The organism is Streptomyces scopuliridis (genome assembly GCF_042790125.1).
Classification (GTDB): domain Bacteria; phylum Actinomycetota; class Actinomycetes; order Streptomycetales; family Streptomycetaceae; genus Streptomyces; species Streptomyces scopuliridis_A.
In genome coordinates, this window is sequence record NZ_JBHTZS010000031.1 from 1 (window position 1) to 19,544 (window position 19,544).

Annotated in this window: 25 protein-coding genes; 21 read left to right on the forward strand and 4 right to left on the reverse strand. The window is 71.3% G+C overall.

Annotation, left to right across the window (positions count from 1 at the left end; genetic code table 11):
• Nucleotides 1-947: 947 nt before the first annotated feature.
• The 4 genes from ACFRKB_RS31900 to ACFRKB_RS31915 form a co-directional block, all read right to left on the reverse strand.
• Nucleotides 948-1,148, reverse strand: coding sequence for a hypothetical protein (locus ACFRKB_RS31900; protein WP_383110093.1), 201 nt, complete (start codon nt 1,146-1,148; stop codon nt 948-950).
• 128 nt (nt 1,149-1,276) lie between these two features.
• Entirely contained in the window at nt 1,277-1,699 is a 423-nt protein-coding gene (locus ACFRKB_RS31905; RefSeq protein ID WP_383110094.1) for a hypothetical protein, read from the reverse strand.
• 574 nt (nt 1,700-2,273) lie between these two features.
• Nucleotides 2,274-3,668: a hypothetical protein gene (locus ACFRKB_RS31910; protein ID WP_383110095.1), complete on the reverse strand. Its 1,395-nt coding sequence runs from the start codon at nt 3,666-3,668 to the stop codon at nt 2,274-2,276.
• A 460-nt stretch (nt 3,669-4,128) separates the two neighbouring features.
• Nucleotides 4,129-4,926: a GntR family transcriptional regulator gene (locus tag ACFRKB_RS31915; RefSeq protein WP_383110096.1), complete on the reverse strand. Its 798-nt coding sequence runs from the start codon at nt 4,924-4,926 to the stop codon at nt 4,129-4,131.
• Between the two features lie 308 nt (nt 4,927-5,234).
• Between ACFRKB_RS31915 and ACFRKB_RS31920 the strand changes: the two genes are divergently transcribed.
• The 21 genes from ACFRKB_RS31920 (at nt 5,235) to ACFRKB_RS32020 (ending at nt 19,375) form a co-directional block, all read left to right on the forward strand.
• Nucleotides 5,235-5,525 (forward strand): hypothetical protein, encoded by a 291-nt coding sequence (locus tag ACFRKB_RS31920; protein ID WP_383110097.1) that lies wholly within the window; start codon nt 5,235-5,237, stop codon nt 5,523-5,525.
• A complete protein-coding gene (locus tag ACFRKB_RS31925; protein ID WP_383110098.1) occupies nt 5,522-5,785 on the forward strand; it encodes a hypothetical protein in 264 nt (87 codons plus the stop codon). The genes ACFRKB_RS31920 and ACFRKB_RS31925 overlap by 4 nt, the downstream gene beginning before the upstream one ends.
• A complete protein-coding gene (locus ACFRKB_RS31930) occupies nt 5,782-5,967 on the forward strand; it encodes a hypothetical protein (protein ID WP_383110099.1) in 186 nt (61 codons plus the stop codon). The genes ACFRKB_RS31925 and ACFRKB_RS31930 overlap by 4 nt, the downstream gene beginning before the upstream one ends.
• Nucleotides 5,967-7,412: a DUF2637 domain-containing protein gene (locus tag ACFRKB_RS31935; RefSeq protein ID WP_383110100.1), complete on the forward strand. Its 1,446-nt coding sequence runs from the start codon at nt 5,967-5,969 to the stop codon at nt 7,410-7,412. Before ACFRKB_RS31930 ends, ACFRKB_RS31935 begins: the two co-directional genes overlap by 1 nt.
• 177 nt (nt 7,413-7,589) lie before the next feature.
• Complete coding sequence (locus ACFRKB_RS31940) at nt 7,590-9,956, forward strand: hypothetical protein (protein ID WP_383110101.1); 2,367 nt, start codon at nt 7,590-7,592, stop codon at nt 9,954-9,956.
• Between the two features lie 204 nt (nt 9,957-10,160).
• Entirely contained in the window at nt 10,161-10,985 is an 825-nt protein-coding gene (locus tag ACFRKB_RS31945) for a hypothetical protein (RefSeq protein ID WP_383110102.1), read from the forward strand.
• A 38-nt stretch (nt 10,986-11,023) separates the two neighbouring features.
• Nucleotides 11,024-11,452 carry an NUDIX domain-containing protein gene (locus tag ACFRKB_RS31950; protein ID WP_383110103.1) on the forward strand — a complete coding sequence of 143 codons (429 nt, stop codon included), beginning with the start codon at nt 11,024-11,026 and terminating at the stop codon, nt 11,450-11,452.
• Between the two features lie 122 nt (nt 11,453-11,574).
• Nucleotides 11,575-11,964 (forward strand): hypothetical protein, encoded by a 390-nt coding sequence (locus ACFRKB_RS31955; RefSeq protein WP_383110104.1) that lies wholly within the window; start codon nt 11,575-11,577, stop codon nt 11,962-11,964.
• Between the two features lie 124 nt (nt 11,965-12,088).
• Nucleotides 12,089-12,643 (forward strand): hypothetical protein, encoded by a 555-nt coding sequence (locus ACFRKB_RS31960; RefSeq protein ID WP_383110105.1) that lies wholly within the window; start codon nt 12,089-12,091, stop codon nt 12,641-12,643.
• Nucleotides 12,644-12,764: 121 nt separating this feature from the next.
• On the forward strand, nt 12,765-13,046 hold the full coding sequence (locus ACFRKB_RS31965; protein WP_383110106.1) for a hypothetical protein: 282 nt from the start codon (nt 12,765-12,767) through the stop codon (nt 13,044-13,046).
• A 21-nt stretch (nt 13,047-13,067) separates the two neighbouring features.
• Nucleotides 13,068-13,718 carry a hypothetical protein gene (locus ACFRKB_RS31970; RefSeq protein WP_383110107.1) on the forward strand — a complete coding sequence of 217 codons (651 nt, stop codon included), beginning with the start codon at nt 13,068-13,070 and terminating at the stop codon, nt 13,716-13,718.
• Between the two features lie 29 nt (nt 13,719-13,747).
• Nucleotides 13,748-14,059, forward strand: a complete 312-nt coding sequence (locus tag ACFRKB_RS31975) for a hypothetical protein (protein ID WP_383110108.1) — start codon at nt 13,748-13,750, stop codon at nt 14,057-14,059.
• A 100-nt stretch (nt 14,060-14,159) separates the two neighbouring features.
• Entirely contained in the window at nt 14,160-14,795 is a 636-nt protein-coding gene (locus ACFRKB_RS31980; protein ID WP_383110109.1) for a DUF6919 domain-containing protein, read from the forward strand.
• 125 nt (nt 14,796-14,920) lie between these two features.
• Nucleotides 14,921-15,223 (forward strand): WhiB family transcriptional regulator, encoded by a 303-nt coding sequence (locus ACFRKB_RS31985; RefSeq protein WP_383110110.1) that lies wholly within the window; start codon nt 14,921-14,923, stop codon nt 15,221-15,223.
• Nucleotides 15,220-15,852 carry a GGDEF domain-containing protein gene (locus ACFRKB_RS31990; RefSeq protein ID WP_383110111.1) on the forward strand — a complete coding sequence of 211 codons (633 nt, stop codon included), beginning with the start codon at nt 15,220-15,222 and terminating at the stop codon, nt 15,850-15,852. Before ACFRKB_RS31985 ends, ACFRKB_RS31990 begins: the two co-directional genes overlap by 4 nt.
• Before the next feature lie 113 nt (nt 15,853-15,965).
• Complete coding sequence (locus ACFRKB_RS31995; protein WP_383110112.1) at nt 15,966-16,508, forward strand: Lsr2 family DNA-binding protein; 543 nt, start codon at nt 15,966-15,968, stop codon at nt 16,506-16,508.
• A 104-nt stretch (nt 16,509-16,612) separates the two neighbouring features.
• Nucleotides 16,613-17,491 (forward strand): AAA family ATPase, encoded by an 879-nt coding sequence (locus ACFRKB_RS32000; protein ID WP_383110113.1) that lies wholly within the window; start codon nt 16,613-16,615, stop codon nt 17,489-17,491.
• Nucleotides 17,488-17,913 carry a hypothetical protein gene (locus tag ACFRKB_RS32005; protein ID WP_383110114.1) on the forward strand — a complete coding sequence of 142 codons (426 nt, stop codon included), beginning with the start codon at nt 17,488-17,490 and terminating at the stop codon, nt 17,911-17,913. Before ACFRKB_RS32000 ends, ACFRKB_RS32005 begins: the two co-directional genes overlap by 4 nt.
• A gap of 22 nt (nt 17,914-17,935) precedes the next feature.
• Nucleotides 17,936-18,079, forward strand: coding sequence for a hypothetical protein (locus tag ACFRKB_RS32010; RefSeq protein ID WP_383110115.1), 144 nt, complete (start codon nt 17,936-17,938; stop codon nt 18,077-18,079).
• A gap of 110 nt (nt 18,080-18,189) precedes the next feature.
• A complete protein-coding gene (locus ACFRKB_RS32015) occupies nt 18,190-18,768 on the forward strand; it encodes a hypothetical protein (protein WP_383110116.1) in 579 nt (192 codons plus the stop codon).
• Nucleotides 18,769-18,796: 28 nt separating this feature from the next.
• Nucleotides 18,797-19,375, forward strand: a complete 579-nt coding sequence (locus ACFRKB_RS32020; RefSeq protein ID WP_383110117.1) for a hypothetical protein — start codon at nt 18,797-18,799, stop codon at nt 19,373-19,375.
• Nucleotides 19,376-19,544: the final 169 nt, after the last annotated feature.

Consider the following 19,544-nt stretch of genomic DNA (forward strand, 5'->3'; position numbering starts at 1 on the left):
CCCGGCACAGAGGCCCGGGGAGTGCCGATCAAGCCCCGAGAGCCGCACAGGGCCGCTCAGGGACGCGCCGCCCTCCTCTTCCAGTTGCCGCCCGTAGGGCGTCCGCTGTTCCCATCGGTGGAGCCGGGGGGGGGGCGCTGTGGCGCCCCCGGCGGAGCCGATTGGCTGTGTTGAGTCGTCCCGGAGGGACGTCCTTTCTATGGGTTGACCTGCACGTACGCACTCAGGCCAGCCACCCACGGCGCGGGCCCGTCATCACCTCAGCCACGACGATGCCGTCACCCGGGCACCGGCGTTCACCCCAACGGGTGACGGGCCCGCGCCCCCCTCCTCTAATCCCTAACAGGCCCAGGCGCCCTAGAGCGGCGGTGCGCCGTCGCTCCGCTTGTCATGAGCCTGCGGCTTTCACCATGGTTGCGGTCCTGACCTGCGGCTTCAGCGTCGGGGGGTCCCCTCCAGCAATGGCGGTGAGGGTGCCATGAGCCCCTGTACCGAGGGAGAGAGGCACCGGGAGAGGCGGGCGCGTCGGCCTGTTAGGGGGACGAAGGGGGGAAGCCGACCGTCCCGGCGGGGATGGTGTCGAGCTGGTGGTGGCCGTCGGCCGGTCGTGTGGATCTCTTCGGGGGAGGTGGAACTGGGTCTGGCGCCGTGGCGCCAATCGGTCGCGGCGGAGCCGCCTCGCGCACGTTCGCGCGCTACTACCGGTACCTAGCCCTCCGGGCGTCCCCAGCGGCGCACGCGCCGCAAGGCGCTTTTGTGTTCTGTCTCGTCTTCTGTAACCCCAGTCTTCTATAGGGACTCCCGCCTTCCCCGGGTCCCGGGAAAACCCGTTGTCGGGGCCGACCTGCGAAAACGAATCATTTACGCAGGTCAGGCCCGACAACCGGAAAACCGGGTGTCGGGCCTGACCTGGGGAAACGCTTCAATTACGGGGTTCCGGGGCGGGTTCAGGGGGTCGGGACGTGCACAGGTAGACGCGCCGCCGCGGGCCGCGGTGAAGGTGCTGTGCAGGGGGCGGTCACCGGCTTGGTGGCGCCGGCGGACGGGGCGTGCTGGACGGCGTGCGGCAGACCCTCGACGGCCACGGAGCCGACGAGGGACTTCCGTGTGCCCGCGTCGCGCAGCGTCTCCAGCTCGTCGCGCGGCATCGAGGGCTCGCGGCCCTGGCGCCGGGTGCCCCCGCCGACGATCCGGCCGTCCGGGGCGACCAGGTGCCAGACCCCCGTGGTTGATCTGGGCGTGTGCCTCTACGCGGTGTGCTCGTCAGCCAGGGACATCACGAATCCATGCCCAATGTGAGGTCGGGCCTGGTCCTTTGCCAGGCACGCAGGTAGACGTGTTCGCCGAGGTTGCCGATGCTCCGAAGCGGCCACGGGTGGGTGTTCATGCGGTGTTGCTCTGCGGTCGGCAGTTTCCAGTACCGCCACACCAGGTCAAAGCCCACCTCACCGGTGACGAGGAGGCCGGAGTTCAGGGCCCGCAGTCCCAGGGCCGCGGCGAGCCCGGCCCGGAGTTCTTCGAGCCGATCCGGCGTGAGCGACCAGTACGTCGTGTAGTCGGTCTTCACGAGTACGTCGTCGCTGGCGGGCGGCCCGTCGCTCGGGGTGACTCCGTCCGCGCCGGTGGCCACCGGCGCACCGCGGGCCCGGCGGCGCCGGTAGGCCGCTCTGGTCAGATCCAGCGCGCCGGTCTCGGTCATGAACACTGCTCCCTTTCTGGTTTCTTCGGCACTTGTCGGCAGATCATGCTGAACCGTCTTCCTTGGGACACTCTGGGTTCGCCGGCGGCCGCGGCACGTTCCCGGCCGTCGGGACCAATCGAGCAGTCAGTATCGATGAGATTGATCTTGACCTCGGAAACTGGCCCGGCCCGGGCATCGCACCTTCGGCTCCACGGTCGTACGGCCGGACGTCCTCGGCCGATGCCACGAAGAACGTGCCGCCGGTCCCTCTGCGGACTCCGGTAGTACGAGACTCCGGGAGTGCGCTGTGCGTGGCGCCCCTGGACGCCGCGGCTGCGTGGGGCACATGTACCGGCCGAGGCTGCGTGCGCGGTACGACCGAGGTCACGGAGCGTACAGGCGCACGATCTGACACGGATGCTCCTCAACCCCCATCCCCCGCGCTGGAGACGGCGGCCGCGGCCGGGCGCCGGGCGGCCGCCCGGCGCCCGGCGGGACTACCGACTCCGGCAGTCCCGTACTCACAGAGTCCCGGACTCTGGATATGCCGAAGGGCCGCACCCCGGCGCGGGGTACGGCCGTCCGGCCGTCGTCAGGCGGTCTGCGAGTAGGCCAGCAGCTCCGGGTTCTCGCGGGCGATCTGCTCCTGGATGCGGCGCCGCTCCTCCGCGTCCCGCAGCCGCTGCTGCTCCTGCGCCTCGCGCCTCTCGCGCTCCCCAGCCGCATCCCGCTCGCGTTCGGCGTGCTCGCTGTAGGCGTCTTCCACCAGCTCGATCCACTGCTCGCGGGCCAGCTGCTCCCGGCGGGCCTCCGCCTGCACCATTCGCTCGCGCGCAGCCGCGACCGCGGCCTCCGCCTCCTGCTCCTCCTTCCGGCATGGACCACACAGGCCGTCCTCGGGAACCTCGATACCCGACTTGCCCAACGTGTGGCAGCTGCGGCACTTCCACCGCCGCGGCTCCGGGGCACCGTCGCCCTGGCCCTTGTCGGACCCGCCGCGCTGCGCGGGCACGGGGCCCCTCCGGTCTTCCTGGCGCTGCTCGCACGCCCGGCACGGCGCCCCGGTGTCCAGGACCACGCCGTCCTCGCACATGGGGTCCGGGCAGTCCGTCGACGGGCGCACCAGCGCCACCGCGACACCGATCGCCGACCCGATGCCTCTGCCGCCCGGCATCACGGCTTCCTCGTAGCCGTGCTTCCACCACCGGCGCTTCACCCGCTCGACCACGACTTCCGGCGACCGCGAGTCCAGGGCGTCCAGGATTGCGTCCCGCAGCACCGGCGGCCGGTACGACGGCAGTTGCAGCTGCTCGGGGAACGCCGCCTCCACCTGCTTCACCGCGGCCGCTTCCTGCTGCGTCAGCCGCTTGCCCGGCTCCCTCTTCTTCGGCTTCTTCGCAGCCGCCGACTTGCGGGGCGGCCTTGCTGGTGCCGCCGGCGCGGCGGCACCGCTCCCCTGGTCCTCGCCGCCATCGCGGCGGCCGCGCCCCCGGCCGGGCTCCCCCGCCGACTGCCCCGGTACGTCGAAGTCGAGCCTCCGGCGTTCCGGCTTCGACTTCCGCTTGGCCTCCACCTTGGCGGCGTGCTTCGCAGCTCGCTCCCTCGCCGTCTTCGTCGGTGGCTCCAGCTTCACGGTCCGCACGTTTGCTTCCCCCGCGATGCTGGACAGCAGCTCCCGGACCTCATCGTCCGTGGCGGGCGTGTCGTACACCACGACCTCGGTCGCCCACTGGTTGTCCCGGCCCCACTGGATCTTGACCTTGATGATGTACCGCGCGACCTGGAGCAGGCCCCAGGCACCGGCCAGGCCGTCCCGGCCGTAGCCGTACTTCTCCGCGATCTCCGGCAACGTGATCTCGTAGCCGTCCCTGTGCCGCAGGACCACCGTCAGCAGGCCCAGGGCCTCCAGATCAAGGCTGTTCGCGTCGTCGATGGTCTCGTTGGGGACGGCCGCGAACCTCGGCGGCCTCCCTGAGCGCTTCCTCAACGCGCACCCCCTCTCGGGGTGGCGGAGTCCGTCCCGGACACGGTGATCGTGCCGGGCGGTCGAACGGTGGGGCGCATCGTGCTGGGGTCTCCCCTGGTATCGGGAAGCCGTACGACGGTGGATCATCACCAGATAGGAGTGACGCGGCGCACGTGTGGCTGTTTGGTGCGGCCAGGTCTGGCTATTCTGATATCGGTACCCGGGCCCTTGTGGTCTTGGCGCCCGGCGTTACCGCCGACGTACGACTCGGAGCAGGCATAGCGAGCGAGTCGACTCAGACGGCCGGACCTGGTGGCACAGGGACGGCCGTCGCGGCGTTTACGGGGGCTGGTTGCGCTTCATGGGACTCATCCTCTTCTTCCTACATCGCTGTCCAACGGGTGGGACACACCTTTTGTTGCTGGTCGGTTCCTCCCCCACCGGGTGATGTTGGAGGGGAGAGGCCGCCGACCTACGACTTCTACTTGACCGGGGTGATCGGCCAGCGCGCAGCCCGGGACCGTTGCAGCTCGCTGACCAGCTCGACCCGATCACCCGGGATGACCCTGATGGTGACCTCAATGGGACGCTTCGTCAGCGCGGACGTGCCGATGATCGTGGTCTCCAGGATGGGCATGACCATCGCGATGGTTAGTAGCTGAGCTTCCTCACGATCAGGCATACGGACCCGGATGGTCTCCGACCAGGAGATCGGGCCGTGCCCAGCTTCCTCCAGTCGGTCCAGGTAGCCGCCAGGCCCCGTCGATGGGTCGGCCACCCGGGGAGCGTCGGCCACTGCATCCGGACTGATCCACGTGTCGACCAGTTGGAACGGCGGCTCGCCGGTGGGCGAGGTCACGCGTCGACGGCGAAGGGTCTCAGTGCCCGGCGGGATGCCGAAATGATCAGCGACTCTGTCCGGGGCTGGGACGTCCGCGCGGAAGGGGCGGCCGTGGACCTCCCAAGGTTCGTCGGGGCGGGAGGCCGCAGGGAACACGTAGCCCCGGGCCGGGTCGCGGGTGACGACCGTTCCCCGAGTCACCCGTCGGCGGCCAGGCGCCTCCAGCACCACGAACCCAGTGCGCTTGACGCTCCTCACCAGTCCTTCCGACTCCAGTGCCTTGTAGGCGGCGCGCATGGTCTCGTACGAGACTCCGGCCGCCTCGGCAGCAGGCTTGACCTGGGGCAACGCTCCACCTTGCGGGTACGTGCCGTCTTCGATTTGACGACGCACCTCGTCGGCGAGCTGTCGCCACTTGGGTGTCTTCGGACCGGTCATTGGAGTGTTTGTCTCCCCGTCGTAGAAGTCTCAGGTGAGATCACCCTAAGACAGATCTAGGTTTAACGTCGATTCGTTGCCTTGTCTAGCGTGTCGTCGGCGCCGTTTAGATCTAGGTTCTTGACAACCCTCACTGGGTAGTGTGTCATCAGATCGGCCGGAAGAAACCTAGGTTTCAACCTAAACCGGCGAAAGCCTCAACCCCCTCATTCGAGGGCACCGCCATGTCAAAAGCGGGCCCCCCGGCCGCCTGGAAGCCAAGCCGGAGAACCCGCGCAAGGGCCGAACAAGTAGAGAGGTACGACCCTATGAGGACCATCGTCGCAGGCCGCGTCGTCGGCAGCGAGAGCGAGTACATCGAGGCCGCGATGGGTTTCGGTACTGACTTCGCCGCCCTCCGCGCCGCGCCCCCCGAGCTGCGGTCCGACTTCCTGGAGTTCCTGGTGGACACCAGCGACCCGGACAGCGAGATCGACCGCGAGAACATCGTGCACCTGCGCCGTGCGCTGGGCGTCCGCCGCCCGCCGGCGAACGTGGTGCCGCTCCCACGTCGCGGCACCGCTGCCCTGAGCGCCGCGAAGGGTGGTCGGGCCGCATGAACTTCACGACCTCCAACCCCCGCCTGGCCGTCCTGTTCTCCCTGCTGCCCGTGATGCTGGGCCGGGTGCGGCTGTTCGCCGCGCTGGCCGGCGGCGCCTGGCTGTTCGGGATCGAGCTGGACGTCATGGCCCGCATCGGCCTGGTGCTGATCGCGCTCGTGGTCATCGCCCTGGACGCCGTCCTCACCCCGCAGAGCGCCCTCGCCTCCCCCGCCTTCCGCACGGTGGCGGGCGGCTACCGCGACAAGGAGGCGGCATGAAGACCACGACCCCCACGGCGACCATCCGCCCGGCCGAGGCCGCCCCGCAGACCGCTGACATGACGGACTGGACCGGCGCCGACTTCGACTCGTGGCAGGTCCTCACCTCCCTGAACATCTCCGACCCGATCACTCGCGTCACCCGGGCCCGCCAGGGCCAGGCCCAGGAAAGGACCCGCTGATGGAGACGACGACCTACGAGGGCCGCCGTCAGATGGACAAGGTCACGGCGCGCGCGGCGGCCACCCAGGCCGAGGCCACGGGACGCCGCACCAACGCCCTGGCGGACATCGAGATCTCCGAGGCCCGCGACAAGGCCGCCGAGCGCAAGGACCTGCGCAAGCAGGCGGCGAAGACGAAGAAGCTGGAGGAGAAGGGCAAGCGGCGCGAGAAGAAGGCCGCGGCCCGCAAGGCCCGCAACGAGCGGATGGCGGCCGCGGTCGGATCGCCGATGCCGTGGGTGATGACCGTGGTGATCACCTCCATCGCGTTCGCGTTCCCCGGCCAGTTCTCCGCGGTGGTCGACCTCGGTGTGGTCTGGGTCCTGGCGCTGCTGGTGCCGGTCTTCATCGAGGGCGCGACATGGGCGATGGCGTGGCTGCGCAAGTGGGCGGTCGAGAACGACAAGCCCGCGAAGCTGTACTCGGTGATGACGTGGACGTTCGCCACCATCGCGGCTGCGCTCAACGCCTGGCACCACGCGGACAAGCCCGAACTCGCGGTCGTCTTCGCCGCGTCCTCGCTGTTCGGTGTCGGGGTGTTCGAGATCTACCTCCACTCCCAGATGCACCGCGTGGGAGGCCGCAGTGCGGAGGAGATCCGGATCGCGCTGCTGCGGCGGATCAAGCACCCGCGCGTCGTGCGGCGGGCCGCGTGGCTGCGCACGGCGACGATGCCGCCCCTGTCGGAAGCGGAGGCGTGGGACCGGGCCTGGCGCCAGGTGCACGGCGCCGAGCCGGGTGTGACGAAGGGCATCCTCAAGCGCTTCGGCAAGCGCGCGGGCAAGGTCGCCGGTCTCGTCGAGAAGCACGACGAGCTGAGGCCCACGGCGTCGCTCGCGATGTTCGACGCGCCCGCCGAGCCGGTGCGCAAGGTGGCCGCCGGCGAGGGCTGGATGATCGACCCCGCAGCCATCGGGAAGATCCTCGCGGACCCCGCGAACGCGCTCCATGCGGACCGCGCGAAGGCATCCGCTGCGAAGATCAAAAAGGGCGCCGAGGTCTCCGCTGGAGAGGCCCCACAGGGCCCGCGCGCGCCCCGCGCGCGCGCAACGAACGAGCAGGTCAAGCCCAACAACCCCCCCTCCGTGCGAGGCCGCCAGAAGGGCGCTGACGAGGGCGCCTCGAAGCAGGGTCGCGCGGCCCGCGCGCTCGCCGCGGAGACCGCCCGCGCGGCCACCCCGGAGCAGGCCGAGGCCGAGAAGAAGGCGGCCCGCGACTGGGTCCTCGCGCGGCTCCGCGCGGACCAGGAGACGGGCTGGAAGGACGTCCAGCGGTACTTCGAGAAGGAGGTGCCGGAGCAGCGGCTGCGGGTGCTGCGCGGGGAGACCTGGTGCCGTGCGCGGATCAAGGAAGCTGAGCGCGAGCACAAGGGCGACCCGGTCCTGCACCTGGCCGCTACCAGCTAACACGCGCGCCGAATTCCGGAGTCTGTAAGTCTGCAACTCCCGGACTTCCGAGCTTGCGGACTCCCGGAGTGCCGGGTTCTGAAACAACCGAACAGCGCGAGACGGGGCCGGTCCCTCACCGACCAAGACGATGGCCGCCCCCGTCTCACCACCCCCAGATGAGGAGGCGAGACCAGCATGACCGAGACCGACGAGCGGACCGCGAAGACCGGCCGCGACGAGGCGATGGCGAAGGTGATCCGACTGCCCTTCGTCGACGCCGAGCCCGAGGAATCCGACACCACCACGGTTCCCGAGCCCGCCGCGCCGGCGGCCCGCGTCGATATGACCAAGCCCGCGCCCGCGCCGGTCGAGGGGACGGTGTTCACGGCCGACGAGTGGGAGCTGGGGGAGGACGCGGAGGGGGACGCGCCGTGGATTCACCCGACGCTGCGGACCCCGGAAGGCCGCACGGCCCGTCGCGCGTATGTGCAGCGCCAGGCCCGGCGCCGGGTCCGCCGGTGGGCGGCGCGGCAGTGGACGCCGCGCGGCGTCGTCCCCACCACGATCCGCGGCGGGGTGCGCGTGCAGCGCTGGGTCCGCGGGGTCGAGGGCCAGAACGCCGACGCCGCCAAGCGGCGTGCCGAGATGCTCGCGCGGGAGTCGGAGCGGGCGGCCCGCCGGGCCCAGTTCGCGCTGCTCCAGCGGGACGCGAAGAAGAAGGCGGCCGACGTCGCGCAGCAGGAGTCGTCGATGGCCCTCGTCCAGGCCGCCGCGGCGATCTCCACGGCCCGCAGCAAGCTGTTCCAGCGCGCGGCCGCCGCGTACCTGCCGATGGCCGGTATCGACGTCGCCGGGTTCGTGTTCATGGACGGCATGATCGGTCTGGGCGCGGGGGTGCTGGTCAACCTTGCGGTGCTGGCCCGTGTCGGCCGCCGTCCGGACATGTCGCCGGAGCAGCTGGAGGAGCTGGAGCGCGTCGAGGCCGGACTTCCGGACCGGTTCGAGATGGGCATGACGCCGCGGGCCTTCGAGGCGATGCTGCACGAGGCGCTGACCAAGGATCTCGGCATCGCCGTCCACTCCATGCAGGTCCACCCCCGCAACTGGGGGTTCGAGGCCCAGCTCGTGCTCAAGAACCAGACCCCGGAGAAGCTGTCGGACGGTCTGGCCCTGCTGGAGGCGTGCCTGCCGGGCGTGCGCACGAATTCGGCGCTGCTCCAGCAGTCAGCCCAGGCGCGCAACGAATGCACGCTGCGTATTCCGGGTGACGACCCCTGGAAGGCAGTCCCGGAATTGCCTTACCGGGCGCCGAAGTCCATTTCGACGCACGATCTGCACAAGGCGCAGATCGGTGCCGACATGTCCGGCCGTATCCTCGCGCTGCCGGGCAAGCGGACCACCACCAATACCGTCGGAAAGCCCCGCTCGGGGAAGTCCACGGTGCTGCGTGCCCGTCTGGACGCGCTGACCGCGACCAATGACCGCATCATCGTGGGCGTCGACCTCGGTTCGTACGGTGCGGGCTTCGGCCCGTACCGCAAGTGCATGGCGGCCGTGGCCCGCACGCCGGCAGAGGCCCGCACGGTTCTCGAATGGGCCCTGGATATCGGCATGAACCGGCCCAAGCTGTTCACGCGGTGCAAAATGGGCGGGAATTGGGAGGCCAGCCCCGAATACCCCGGTATCACGGTCGTCGTCGACGAATTCCCGGCCCTGGTCACGGAGGCCAAGCGCGAGACCTTCCCCAAGCCCGAAGAGGGCGAGGAGAAGCCGATGCGGCTGGACGAACTGGTTCGTCAGTTGTTCCTCACCTCCGCGAAGTCCGACGTGGTGCTGGATATCGCCACCCACAGCGTCACCAAGGAGAAGGTCGGCGAGAACACCTGGATCGCCGAGGTGCCGGTGCAGGCGATGGGCGCCTGCGACCGGGACGACATCGTGCAGATCGCGGGCAAGGGCGCGATGGCGGAGGGGTGGCGGCCGGACCGGCTGGTGCCCGCGATGGGCGACGCCGTCAACGACGCCTCCGTTGTGTACCCGCTGGCCGGCGCCGACTACTGCGAGCCGATCCCGTACCGGGCCTGCATCGTCAGCGACGAGGAGGCCGACCGGCGGGCCACCGAGCGCGCGGCGGCCGGGCTGTGCCAGCTGGACGCCGCCTCCGCCGCCTTCGTCCGCGGCATCGAGCTGCCCAACCCGGGCGGCAGCGAGCCGTGGGAGAACGACGAGGACCAGGAGGAGGAGACCCTGCCGGTCCTCCTCCAGGTGATCCGCAAGATCTACCGGGGTCTCGGCGACCCGAGCGGCCTGACGGAGGACGAGCTGTTCGACGCCCTCCACGAGATCGAGCCGGAGCTGTGGGACCTGGACCGCTTCGTCACCGAGGGCGGCGAGCGCATGACCAAGGGCGCCGTCGTGGCCCTGGTGCTCGGCAAGGTCCTGGCCCCGCGCGACCAGAAGTGGGCCAAGGAGTCCTACCGGCCCAAGGGCGCCAAGGGCACGGTCAAGGGCTACCGGCTGCGCGACCTCAAGGGGCTCGTCGGCGAGGGCGACGAGGGCTGACCCGCTTCCGGAACACCCGGAAACATGCAGGTCAGCGAGGGGGAACCGGTCCGGAACAGGACCGGAACCCCCGCCCCGGGCCGGAACATGTTCCCCTCCCCGGGCCCCGTTCCGGATCTGTTCCAAGGCCCTGACCTGCACGTTTCCCGTGGTTCAGTCCCTGTTACGTCCGGAAGATCACAAATGTTCCCTTGAGGAGATCCGATGCCGATCAGCCCGTGGCGCCCCCTCAACCCCGACGGGGGCGACCACTACCTGTTCTTCGAGCGCCGCTTCCGCTACGTCGTCGAGGATCCGGAGCACGCGTGGCGCCGGGTCTGGATTCCGACCGTGATCGCCTGCCCGGTGTGCGAGGCGGACACCGGGCTGCGACTGGCCTACAAGACCGGCACGGACGCCGTGGTGGAGGCCGCCTGCCCGGTCGGGCACACCTGGGTCGAGCCCCGCGTCGACGTCTCGCAGTGGATGGCGTACTGCCGCTTCCGGGCGGGGTGGCAGGAACTCGACTGGCTGTGGCTGACCGAGGCCGGGTTCGGCGAGGAGCCGCCCCCGCCGATCGACTACGTCAAGGAGATCCGTGAGGGTGCGGTCGAGGTCGCCAAGTACGGCCGGCGGAAGGCGAAGACGAAGCTCCGCCGGGAGGTCCGGAAGGCCAAGAAGCAGGCCGGCAAGCGGCTGCGGAACGAGGCGATGCGCCCGGTGGCCGCCCTCCTGCGCACGGCCTGGGCGATGCAGGCCGGAGGCGTCGAGCCGGTCAAGACGTCCCGCCGGCGCCCGGCGGAGCCGAAGCCCCCGAAGACGCCGCCGGTGTCCGCCTATCGCAAGGCGTACGGCGTCCAGGCCCCGAAGAAGGGCCCGAACTGTCTGGTCTGCGAGGACACCGGCCGGATCACCGCCCCCGGGATCTCGATCCCCTGCATCGAGTGCGCCGGACCGGCCGCCGTCCTGGCTGCCGCCGAGCGCCGCGCGGAGCGCGCCCGCCAGGGCAAGGGCGAGCGCCGCACCAGCACCACTACCCGCAACAAGTGAACCGTTCAACTGGCCAGCCAGAAAACAGGAGTTGTGAAGTGAGCGAGACCGAGACGTTCGAGACCATCCGCTACACCGCCGACGTGGTGACCGTCACCAGTGACGGCCGTCTGCTGCTCATCCAGCGGGACTGGGACCCCTTCGAGGGTGACTGGGCACTGCCCGGCGGCCACGTCGACGCCGGGGAGACCAGCCGCGCGGCCGCCGCCCGGGAGCTGGAGGAGGAGACCGGCGTACGCGTCGCCGCCGAGGAACTGCGCCAGATCGGCGTCTGGGACCAGCCTGGCCGCGACCCGCGCGGCCGGTACGTGACCGTCGCGTACCTCGCCGTCGTCCCCGCCGACACCAAGGCCGCCGCCGGGGACGACGCCCGCACCGCCCGCTGGTGGCGGCCCGACAGCCTGCCGCCCCTGGCGTTCGACCACGCCGACATCGTCGCCGCGACCCTCAACCTCCCCGGCAAGTAGCCCCGGCGCTCCCGCTGAATCCCGAACTCTGTAACTCCCGTACTTCGGGACTCACAGAGTTCGGGCTCCGGCGGGAACGCCCGGTCACCCCGGCCGGACCCGAACCGACAAGGAGTTCACCCGTGAAGGTCCCCACCAAACTCACCGCCCTGGCCGCCCTCCTGATGGGGAAGACCTGGGCGCACGAGAGCGCCGAGGAACTCGCGGCGGCGCTCGACACGCAGGTCGAGCAGCTGCGCGAGGAGCACATGCCCGAGCACCTGGCCGACGCCGCCAGCCTGAGCAGCGTGTCCGCCTACCAGCCCGGCCTGATCGACCTGCGCGGCGACATGTACGACGCGGCCGTCTACCTGGACGCCCTGACCACCAGTGCCGCGGCGCTCGGCGACGCCGACCTGGTCCAGGCGCTGCGAGAGGCGGGCGAGACCGCCCACGAACTCGTCGCACGCCTCGCGGTCGCGGCCCATGCCACGGTCCCGGCCCCCGCTGTCCCGGGCGCCAACGCCGCCTGACCAGCCAAAACAAAATGCGGCCTATAAAAAGTAGGCACACTCTAGACAGGCCTACAAAATGTAGGCATCATAGAAGTGCGGCACCCGAACGGGAGCCGCACACCAACGGGAAGGAACCCCGCTCATGACCGCGATCCAGCACCTCAACTCCGCCGACGGCAGCGGCCGCGCCCTCCGGGCCCTGCGCCGCACCACCCACGTCCTGCGCCTGGTGGGCGACCACGTCGGGACCGTCACCGTCGGAGCCGTCACCGTTGCCGTCGCCGCCTGGATGGTCAACGACGTCACCGAGTTCGCCCCGGTCCTGAACGTCACCGAGAACGTGGCGATCCTGCTGATCCTGGCCGCGTGGGGCACCGCCCGGCTGATCGAGAGCTTCGCGTACGACATCGCCGACCGGATCGACCCCGACACCCGCGACGGCGATGACCTGTGGGAGATCGCCCAGGACATTCAGCAGATCGCCCGCGACGTCCGTACCGGCGCCGACCACGACGACGTGAGGCTCGCCGTCCAGTGCAGCAGGGTCCTGCCCGCCGTTGAGCAACTGCTCGGTGCGATCGGCGACCTCTACGACGAGGAGGGCGAAGAGGACGAGGCGTCCGCCGCCTACAACGCCGCACTGTGCGTACGCGGAGCGGCCGGCCATGTCGGCGAGAAGTCCGGCAAGACCGCCTGACTTCACCCCGGGGCGGCCGCCATCCCGGCCAAGGAATCAGCCGGCCGCCCCGGGCCCCGAACCCGCTCCGGACCGGAGCAGGAGGAGAACCCATCCTCCCCCACCCGAAGGAGCAGCAGTCATGACCAAGTCCGACGCCGACAAGGCCGCCGAGACCGAGCGCGTACGCCAGGCCCAGAAGCGCCTGGCGGCCGCGAAGGTCACCCGCGACCGGCGCAAGGACGACGCCGACTTCGAGTTCTGGTCCGGCGTGGCCACCGCGATCGACAGCGGCGAGCTGAAGCAGGCCGAGGCGTGCGAGGCCATCGGCTACAAGCGCGAGTACGTCCGCCGCCAGCTGATCGAGGTACGGGCCCAGGCCGAGGCCAGGGCCAAGACCGGCACCCCCGCCTCCACCGACTGAACCGCCCGCGAGGAGCCCCCGATGTCCAAGCAGAACCCGGCCCCCGGCCAGATGCCCGCCCCGAAGAGTCCCGCCGAGTTCCTGAGCGAGCACCGCGCCTACGCGGGCACCACCGTGGCCGCCGGCACGCTGCTGGCTCTGGCCCGGGTCTGGAACGCCCAGGGCGCCGAGCACAGCGTCGGCGCCGCCGGGCTGATGCTTGCTTTCGGGGCCGCCTCCGGCTACTTCGCCGCCAAGAACGAGGAGGAGACGGCCAGCGCCGTCTTCTCCTCCATGGCGCTGACCTTCGGCGCCCTGTCGGTCGGCGTCTACGCCGACCCGATCGCCCCGGCCCTGATCATCTGGATCGTCGCCGTCATCGCGTCCTGCGCCCTGATCGCCCGCTCCCGCCGCGACGACCGCCGCGTGGCCACCGCGCACGCCAACGAGATGGCCGCGCTCCGGGTGGACCGCACCGCGGACATCACCATCGCGGAGATCGACGCCAACGCCCGTATCGAGGTGGCCCGCGAGCAGACCGCGGCCGCCACCGCCATCGAGGAGGCCCGCGCGCACCGCGCGGCCCTCGCCGACGGCCCGCTCGACCCGATGGCCATGCTCCGCGCCACCGGCCAGCTCCCGCCGCTGCACGTCGTCAAGGACGACATCGACACCGAGCGCCGCACTGCCTGACCTGTCGCTTCGTGAAGGAGACCCCACCAATGTTTGGAAAGAAGTACCGTCAGCGCGCGCGGCACCAGCGCCTCATGCGCGCCGCATCCATCCTGGTCAGCCCCTTTGAGCGGGCCGCCGTCCCTGCCGACCTCGTGGCGCTGGCCTTCGGTCGGTACCAGATGGAGATCACGGAGGACGAGGCCGCCCGCTACCTGGACGCTGCCCTGGTCGACCGGGGCGAGCGCCTTCCCCGCGCGGCCGACATCGGCGAGCTCCCCGAGACGGACACCGAAGGGGCGGCGGTCACGCTCGCCAAGGCCACCGACGGCGAGGACGTCGAAGCTGCGACCACCGGCTGACCGGTAGCCCAAGGCCCGCGTCCCGCACGCGGGCCTTGGAGATCCGGCCAGCACCATCCGCACTTCGCCCGCTTCGCTTCACCGATCTGGAGGACCTGCCGTGAAAGTACGACTGCCGTGGATGAGCCGGGCCGACCGGCGCGCGTGGAAGGCGACCACGAGCGTCGCTGACCTCGGCGGGCTGATGGCCCGGTGGCTGGAGGGTGAGATCTCCTCCTGGCCCGGATACATGCCGGGCTACGGACCCGACGAGGAGACCTCCGAGCTGATCCCGACGCTCGCGGCCGCCAACCGCGCCGGGTACGTCACCATCGGCTCTCAGCCCGGCATCGACCCCGGGCCCGGGTACGACGGGCTGATCTGGTCGCAGAAGGCCGCCGTCGAGGGCTTGGTCCGCGACTACGACCTGCTGCGCGCCCTGACCGACGCCGCTTACGAGGCGGGCCTGGACATCGAGATCGCCGACACGCTCGACACGGGCGAGAGGGGCATCACCGTCACCTTGCGCGACGGCCGCCCCTACACCAGCTTCGGCGGTTACATCGACGGCGCGAACCTGCGGCACATCATCTGGCCTGGCATCGGCTCCGGCGCCCTGGACGACGTCTTCCGCGCCGTACGGGTCACCCTCGCCGCCCCCGAGTACGGCGCCGCCGCCGGGGCCCGGGTGTGGGAGGTCCTGGACTCCGTCGTCGGCCGCGTGCCCGCCGGCGGCACCGCACCGGACCCGCGCTGACGGCTAAGGGTCGTCTGGCACGAGCCCTGTTGTAGATCCGCCCCGGGGCGGGCGGCACCACGACCAAGCAATGCGCCCGCCCCGGGCCACCCGAATCCCCTACAGAGGAAAGGGCACTGACCATCATGGCCCAGAAAACAGACAGTAAGCCGACTCCGGTCATCGCGATTCCGCTGGCCGACCCTTCGGTGCCGTACCCGGAGATCACCGGCACCGAACCGTGCCTACAGGACCCGGACTTCTGGTTCCCCAAGCAGGGCGTGAACGCCGGTCCTGCAAAGAGGCTCTGCTACACGTGCCCGGCCCTGGCCGACTGCCTGTCGTGGGCCCTGGCCAACCCGCACCTGGCCGGCGAGGGAGTCTGGGGCGGCACGACCCGTACCGAGCGCAACGCCGTCCGCCGCAACGCGATGAGGCGGGCGGCATGACGAACTCGGTGTACATCGTGCAGACCCTCGCCGTCCTCTTCCTGGCAGCCGGGTGGGCGCTGCACGCCAGCCGCCTCTACCGGCGTCTGGACCGCTCCCGCCGCGACCCGCTGACCGGACTGTGGACCCGCGACGGATGGACCCGCCGGGCCGAGCGGACCATCCGCCGCCGCCCCCGGGCCGCGGTCCTCCTCGCGGACCTGGACGGCTTCAAGGCCGTCAACGACGTGCACGGCCACGCGGCCGGCGACGCCGTCCTGGAGAGCGCGGGCGCGCGGCTGACCGCCTGGTGCGGCGCCCACGGCGTCGCCGGACGGCTCGGGGGAGACGAGTTCGTGGTCGTCGTCGACGACGACGCCCGCCTGGACGACCGGATCGCCGACCTCGCCGAGCTGCTGCGCCAGCCCGTCGAGCACCAGGGCGTGAAGCTGTCCGTCGGCGCCTCCGTCGGCGCCGCCAGGCTCGCCGCCCTCCCCGAGCCGACCCTGTCGGCCGCGCTCAAGGCCGCCGACCAGGCCATGTACCGGGTCAAGGGCCGTACCCGCCGCGGCCGCCGCCTGCTGCTGGCTCCGCTGTTCGCCGCCCTGCGCGGCCTCCCGCAGCGCCTGCGCTTCGCGCTCGCGGCATGACCGTCGCCGCGCTCCGCCGCCTCCTGGACGAGGTACAGCCGGACGTCGTCCGGCCGCCCGTCCCCCAGCTTCCACCCCGTCGAATCCACCCCCGCAGCAAGGAGAAAACCCAGGTGAACGCCTACGACGCGGTAGTCCGGTCCATGCACCGGGACGGCTATACCCCCGACCAGATCTCCGCCGAGCTGAACGTCTCCAAGGAGGAGGTCACCGCCATCATCACCGCCACCGAGCAGCCCGCTTCGGCCCCGGCACCCGAGCCGGTCACCGAGGCCATGCCCGAGGTCGCCGCGCTGCTCGCGTGGGCCGCCGCCCACGACGACACCAAGGTCCGCGCCGACGGCGAGCAGGCGGCCGCCGTCCTCGCCGCGCTGCGTGAGCGCCGCATCGTCGACGCCGAGCTGGAGAAGATCACCAGCGAGGAGGACCGGCTGGAGGAACGCCTCGCCGAACTGCGCGCCCGTAAGAACACGCTCCAGCCCGAGCCGGTCGGCACCAAGCGCAAGCGCCCGGAGCGGGACTACGAGCCCAACGTCGTCCGTGCGTGGGCCCGTGAGAACGGCCACGACGTGCAGGACCGGGCCCGCATCCCGAAGAAGGTCCTGGACGCCTGGCGCCGGCGCGAGAACGTCCCGCAGCTGGCCGCCGTCAGCTGACCCGCCCCGCACGACCCCCGGGGCGCGGCCGCCATCCCGGCCAAGGAACCCACCGGCCGCCCCCGGGGCCCTCCGAACCCGAGAACACAGGAGAGATCCCCGGCATGAACCCGATCCCCGAACCGTCCGTGATCGTGATGATCGGCGCGAGCGGCTCCGGCAAGTCCACCCTCACCCGCACCTGGCCCGCCGACTACCGGCTCGAACTCGACTCCTACCGGTGGGTCGTCTCTGCCGACGCGGGGGACCAGGAGGCCACCGCCGACGCGGTGTTCCTGCTGGACGCAGTCCTGGAGCGACGCCTCGCCCGCGGATTAACGTGTGTGGTAGACGCGACGAACACCCGCTTCGACGTCAGGAAGCGGCTGATCGAGGCGGCCCACGCCCGCCAGCTGCCCGCGGCCGCCGTCGTGATGACCGCGCCGTTGGAGCAGTGCCTGGCCCGCAACGCCCGCCGCCCGGGCAACCGGCGCGTGCCCGAGGCCGTGATCCGCCACCAGTACCAGCAGATCGCCGCCGCCCGCCCCGGCCTGCGCGCCGAAGGGTTCGACCACGTCGTCACCGACGACCGGCTGATGCGGCTGCGGGTTCTGCTCCAGCGCTCCGTCGACCGCGACCACGCCGACCACCAGGCCGACGGCGATCACACCGAGCGCGCCCGCCGGGTGCTGGCCCGCCGATTCTTCGGCGAGGACCTGGCAGATGCCTTCCGCTGGACGCAGCTGCGCCCCAACCACGACCCGGTCGGAGCCCTCACGGTCGGCGGCGACGAGATCACCCTCGCCTACCGCACCTGGTTCCCCGACCCGGTGGACTGGGGATTCGAGGCGCAGGTGCCCTGCCTGGGCGGCTGCTCCGGCCCGGCCTGGGTGCCGGTGCGCAGCCCGATGGACCTGCTCGCCGTCTACGACGACGACTTCCCCGAGGACGTCGTACGGTGCGACCGCTGCGGCGCCGGCGCCACCACCCGGGAGGCGGTGTGAGCATCGCGGTCAACCCCGACACCGGCGACGGGTTCGACGCCCCGACCCCGTCCGAGGCCTACGCCGACGCCCCGGGCCTGCGTCGCGAGATGCACGAGGTCATGGAGATGGGTGCCGTCCGCGACGGCCGCCGCGACGGGATGGTCACCGGGCCGCCCGCGCCCGGCGCCGCGGCCGCCGACCGCATCTTCCTTCTGCGCCGGGCCGCCCTCATGGACCGCATGGCCGTCGACGACCCCGGCACCGGGGCCCGCGGCGCCGCCGTCCGGGCCGCGTTCGCCCTCGCTCAGTTCGACCACCGGCACCCGGCGCTGATCGCCGGGCCGCACGGGCCACGGTCGACCGAGTTCGACCCCAGCCAGCGCCCGTACGTCCGCCAGGAGTACGCCGCCTGGATCGCCGCCGGCCAGCCCGGCGCCTGACCCACTCACGAAAGGACACGGCATGGCTATGAAGGTCACCGTGGTCGACGTCAACGGCGAGACCACCGAAACCACCGTCAGCGACAACGAGACCGCCCGTCACTTCGAGGACCTGCCCTTCGAGGCCGACCACATCACCAGCGTCACCGTCACCGACGGCGACTGAACAACCCCGTGCGTGGCGGGAGTAGCCGATCCCGCCACGCACTGCCCGTACGGCACGACAGCATGGAGCCCGGGGCCGACGGCCCCGGGCTCCACCACGAAGGGAAGTCCATGAGCACCGACACCAGCACCGGCACCGAGCCGAGCACCGAGGCGTACGCCGCGGTGGAGAAGGCCGCCGCCAGCGACCGCGCCCTGTACGCGCCGAGCGTCGTGAAGGAGGCCGCCTCGCTGCTGGACGACATGTGGGCCACCGGCGAACGGCGCGGAGTTCCCCGCGGCGAGTGGGGATGGGCAGTCAGCCTGCCCGACGGCGTGCTCGGCGTGACCGCCCGCACCCACACCAGGGGGCCCATCCCCAAGCGGACCGGCGAAGAGGTCACCGCTCTGTGCCAGGACCTGATCGCGGCCCTGTCCTCCGCCGAGATCGGCATGAGCGTCGAGCCCGGGCCGCGCAAGAACATGACGATCGTCAAGCGGCTTCCCCGGACGCCCCGCGGCGGCCTCCACGGGGACGCCAACCTCATCGTCGGCATCTACGCCAACGGCGGCTGGGACATCAGCATGAACGCCGACGGCGCGTCGGTCATCTCCATCGCCGCCCCCGCCACCACCGCCGGCGCCGCCGAGGTCGCCGCCGTCGTACGGGCCGTCGCCCGCGGCGAACTCGGCAACCCCTTCCGCAGCTGACCCCCAATCCACCAGGGAGAGCACCACCATGTCCGACTGGAACCCGACCACCCTCGTCCGCGTCGACCGCGAGTACGACCGTCGCAACGCCGACACCCGCAGCGGCAGCCGGTTCGGCTCGTACATCAGCGCCCGCACGGCGGAACTGGACGAGGAAGACCGCACCGACCGCGCAGAGTTCACCGCGTGGGCGTGGCGTATCGCCACCCCGCCGGTGATGTCGCCCGGCTACATCGACATCCGCCCCGACCTGCCGAAGCTGACGTTCACCCGCGACGAGGACGGCGACCCGGTCCTGGAAGTTGTCATGGCGCTGAGCCACCGGGCGCTCGCCCGCGAGCACCGGCCCGGTTACGAGGTGGGCGACTGGGAGGCCCCGTACGGCTGCGGCGAGAGGTACCGCCAGCTGTGGGTGCCCGCGTACATCAAGCGGACGGCCGTCCTGGCGTCCGCCACGATGCTCGTGCCCGCCAAGGACTGGGACCTGTTCGTCCCCTCCGGCGGCGCCGAGCAGCTGGTGGACGATGCGCAGCTGGCCGTGGAGACCGCCGCCCGGCTCATCAACGAATACGTCGGACCGCAGATCGCCGACCTGCTCGGGGAGTAGGGCCGACCCGACCGAGGCGGGGGGCGGGGGCGCGGGGGGCGGGGCGGGCCCAACCGGGGGCGGGGTTGTGGCAGCACCACGTGCGGTTCCACCTTATGCGGGTGGACCCCACCCACCGCCCCCCGCCCACGTGGTCATGGCGGGGGGGCGCCTCGGGTGGTGCGTGGGG

Coding starts and splice junctions, on each gene's coding strand:
- ACFRKB_RS31900 (WP_383110093.1), bottom strand. CDS start 1,148: ATGCCGCGCGACGAGCTGGAGACGCTGCGCGACGCGGGCACACGGAAG.
- ACFRKB_RS31905 (WP_383110094.1), bottom strand. CDS start 1,699: ATGACCGAGACCGGCGCGCTGGATCTGACCAGAGCGGCCTACCGGCGC.
- ACFRKB_RS31915 (WP_383110096.1), bottom strand. CDS start 4,926: ATGACCGGTCCGAAGACACCCAAGTGGCGACAGCTCGCCGACGAGGTG.
- ACFRKB_RS31920 (WP_383110097.1), top strand. CDS start 5,235: ATGAGGACCATCGTCGCAGGCCGCGTCGTCGGCAGCGAGAGCGAGTAC.
- ACFRKB_RS31925 (WP_383110098.1), top strand. CDS start 5,522: ATGAACTTCACGACCTCCAACCCCCGCCTGGCCGTCCTGTTCTCCCTG.
- ACFRKB_RS31930 (WP_383110099.1), top strand. CDS start 5,782: ATGAAGACCACGACCCCCACGGCGACCATCCGCCCGGCCGAGGCCGCC.
- ACFRKB_RS31935 (WP_383110100.1), top strand. CDS start 5,967: ATGGAGACGACGACCTACGAGGGCCGCCGTCAGATGGACAAGGTCACG.
- ACFRKB_RS31940 (WP_383110101.1), top strand. CDS start 7,590: ATGACCGAGACCGACGAGCGGACCGCGAAGACCGGCCGCGACGAGGCG.
- ACFRKB_RS31945 (WP_383110102.1), top strand. CDS start 10,161: ATGCCGATCAGCCCGTGGCGCCCCCTCAACCCCGACGGGGGCGACCAC.
- ACFRKB_RS31960 (WP_383110105.1), top strand. CDS start 12,089: ATGACCGCGATCCAGCACCTCAACTCCGCCGACGGCAGCGGCCGCGCC.
- ACFRKB_RS31965 (WP_383110106.1), top strand. CDS start 12,765: ATGACCAAGTCCGACGCCGACAAGGCCGCCGAGACCGAGCGCGTACGC.
- ACFRKB_RS31970 (WP_383110107.1), top strand. CDS start 13,068: ATGTCCAAGCAGAACCCGGCCCCCGGCCAGATGCCCGCCCCGAAGAGT.
- ACFRKB_RS31975 (WP_383110108.1), top strand. CDS start 13,748: ATGTTTGGAAAGAAGTACCGTCAGCGCGCGCGGCACCAGCGCCTCATG.
- ACFRKB_RS31985 (WP_383110110.1), top strand. CDS start 14,921: ATGGCCCAGAAAACAGACAGTAAGCCGACTCCGGTCATCGCGATTCCG.
- ACFRKB_RS31990 (WP_383110111.1), top strand. CDS start 15,220: ATGACGAACTCGGTGTACATCGTGCAGACCCTCGCCGTCCTCTTCCTG.
- ACFRKB_RS32000 (WP_383110113.1), top strand. CDS start 16,613: ATGAACCCGATCCCCGAACCGTCCGTGATCGTGATGATCGGCGCGAGC.
- ACFRKB_RS32010 (WP_383110115.1), top strand. CDS start 17,936: ATGGCTATGAAGGTCACCGTGGTCGACGTCAACGGCGAGACCACCGAA.
- ACFRKB_RS32015 (WP_383110116.1), top strand. CDS start 18,190: ATGAGCACCGACACCAGCACCGGCACCGAGCCGAGCACCGAGGCGTAC.
- ACFRKB_RS32020 (WP_383110117.1), top strand. CDS start 18,797: ATGTCCGACTGGAACCCGACCACCCTCGTCCGCGTCGACCGCGAGTAC.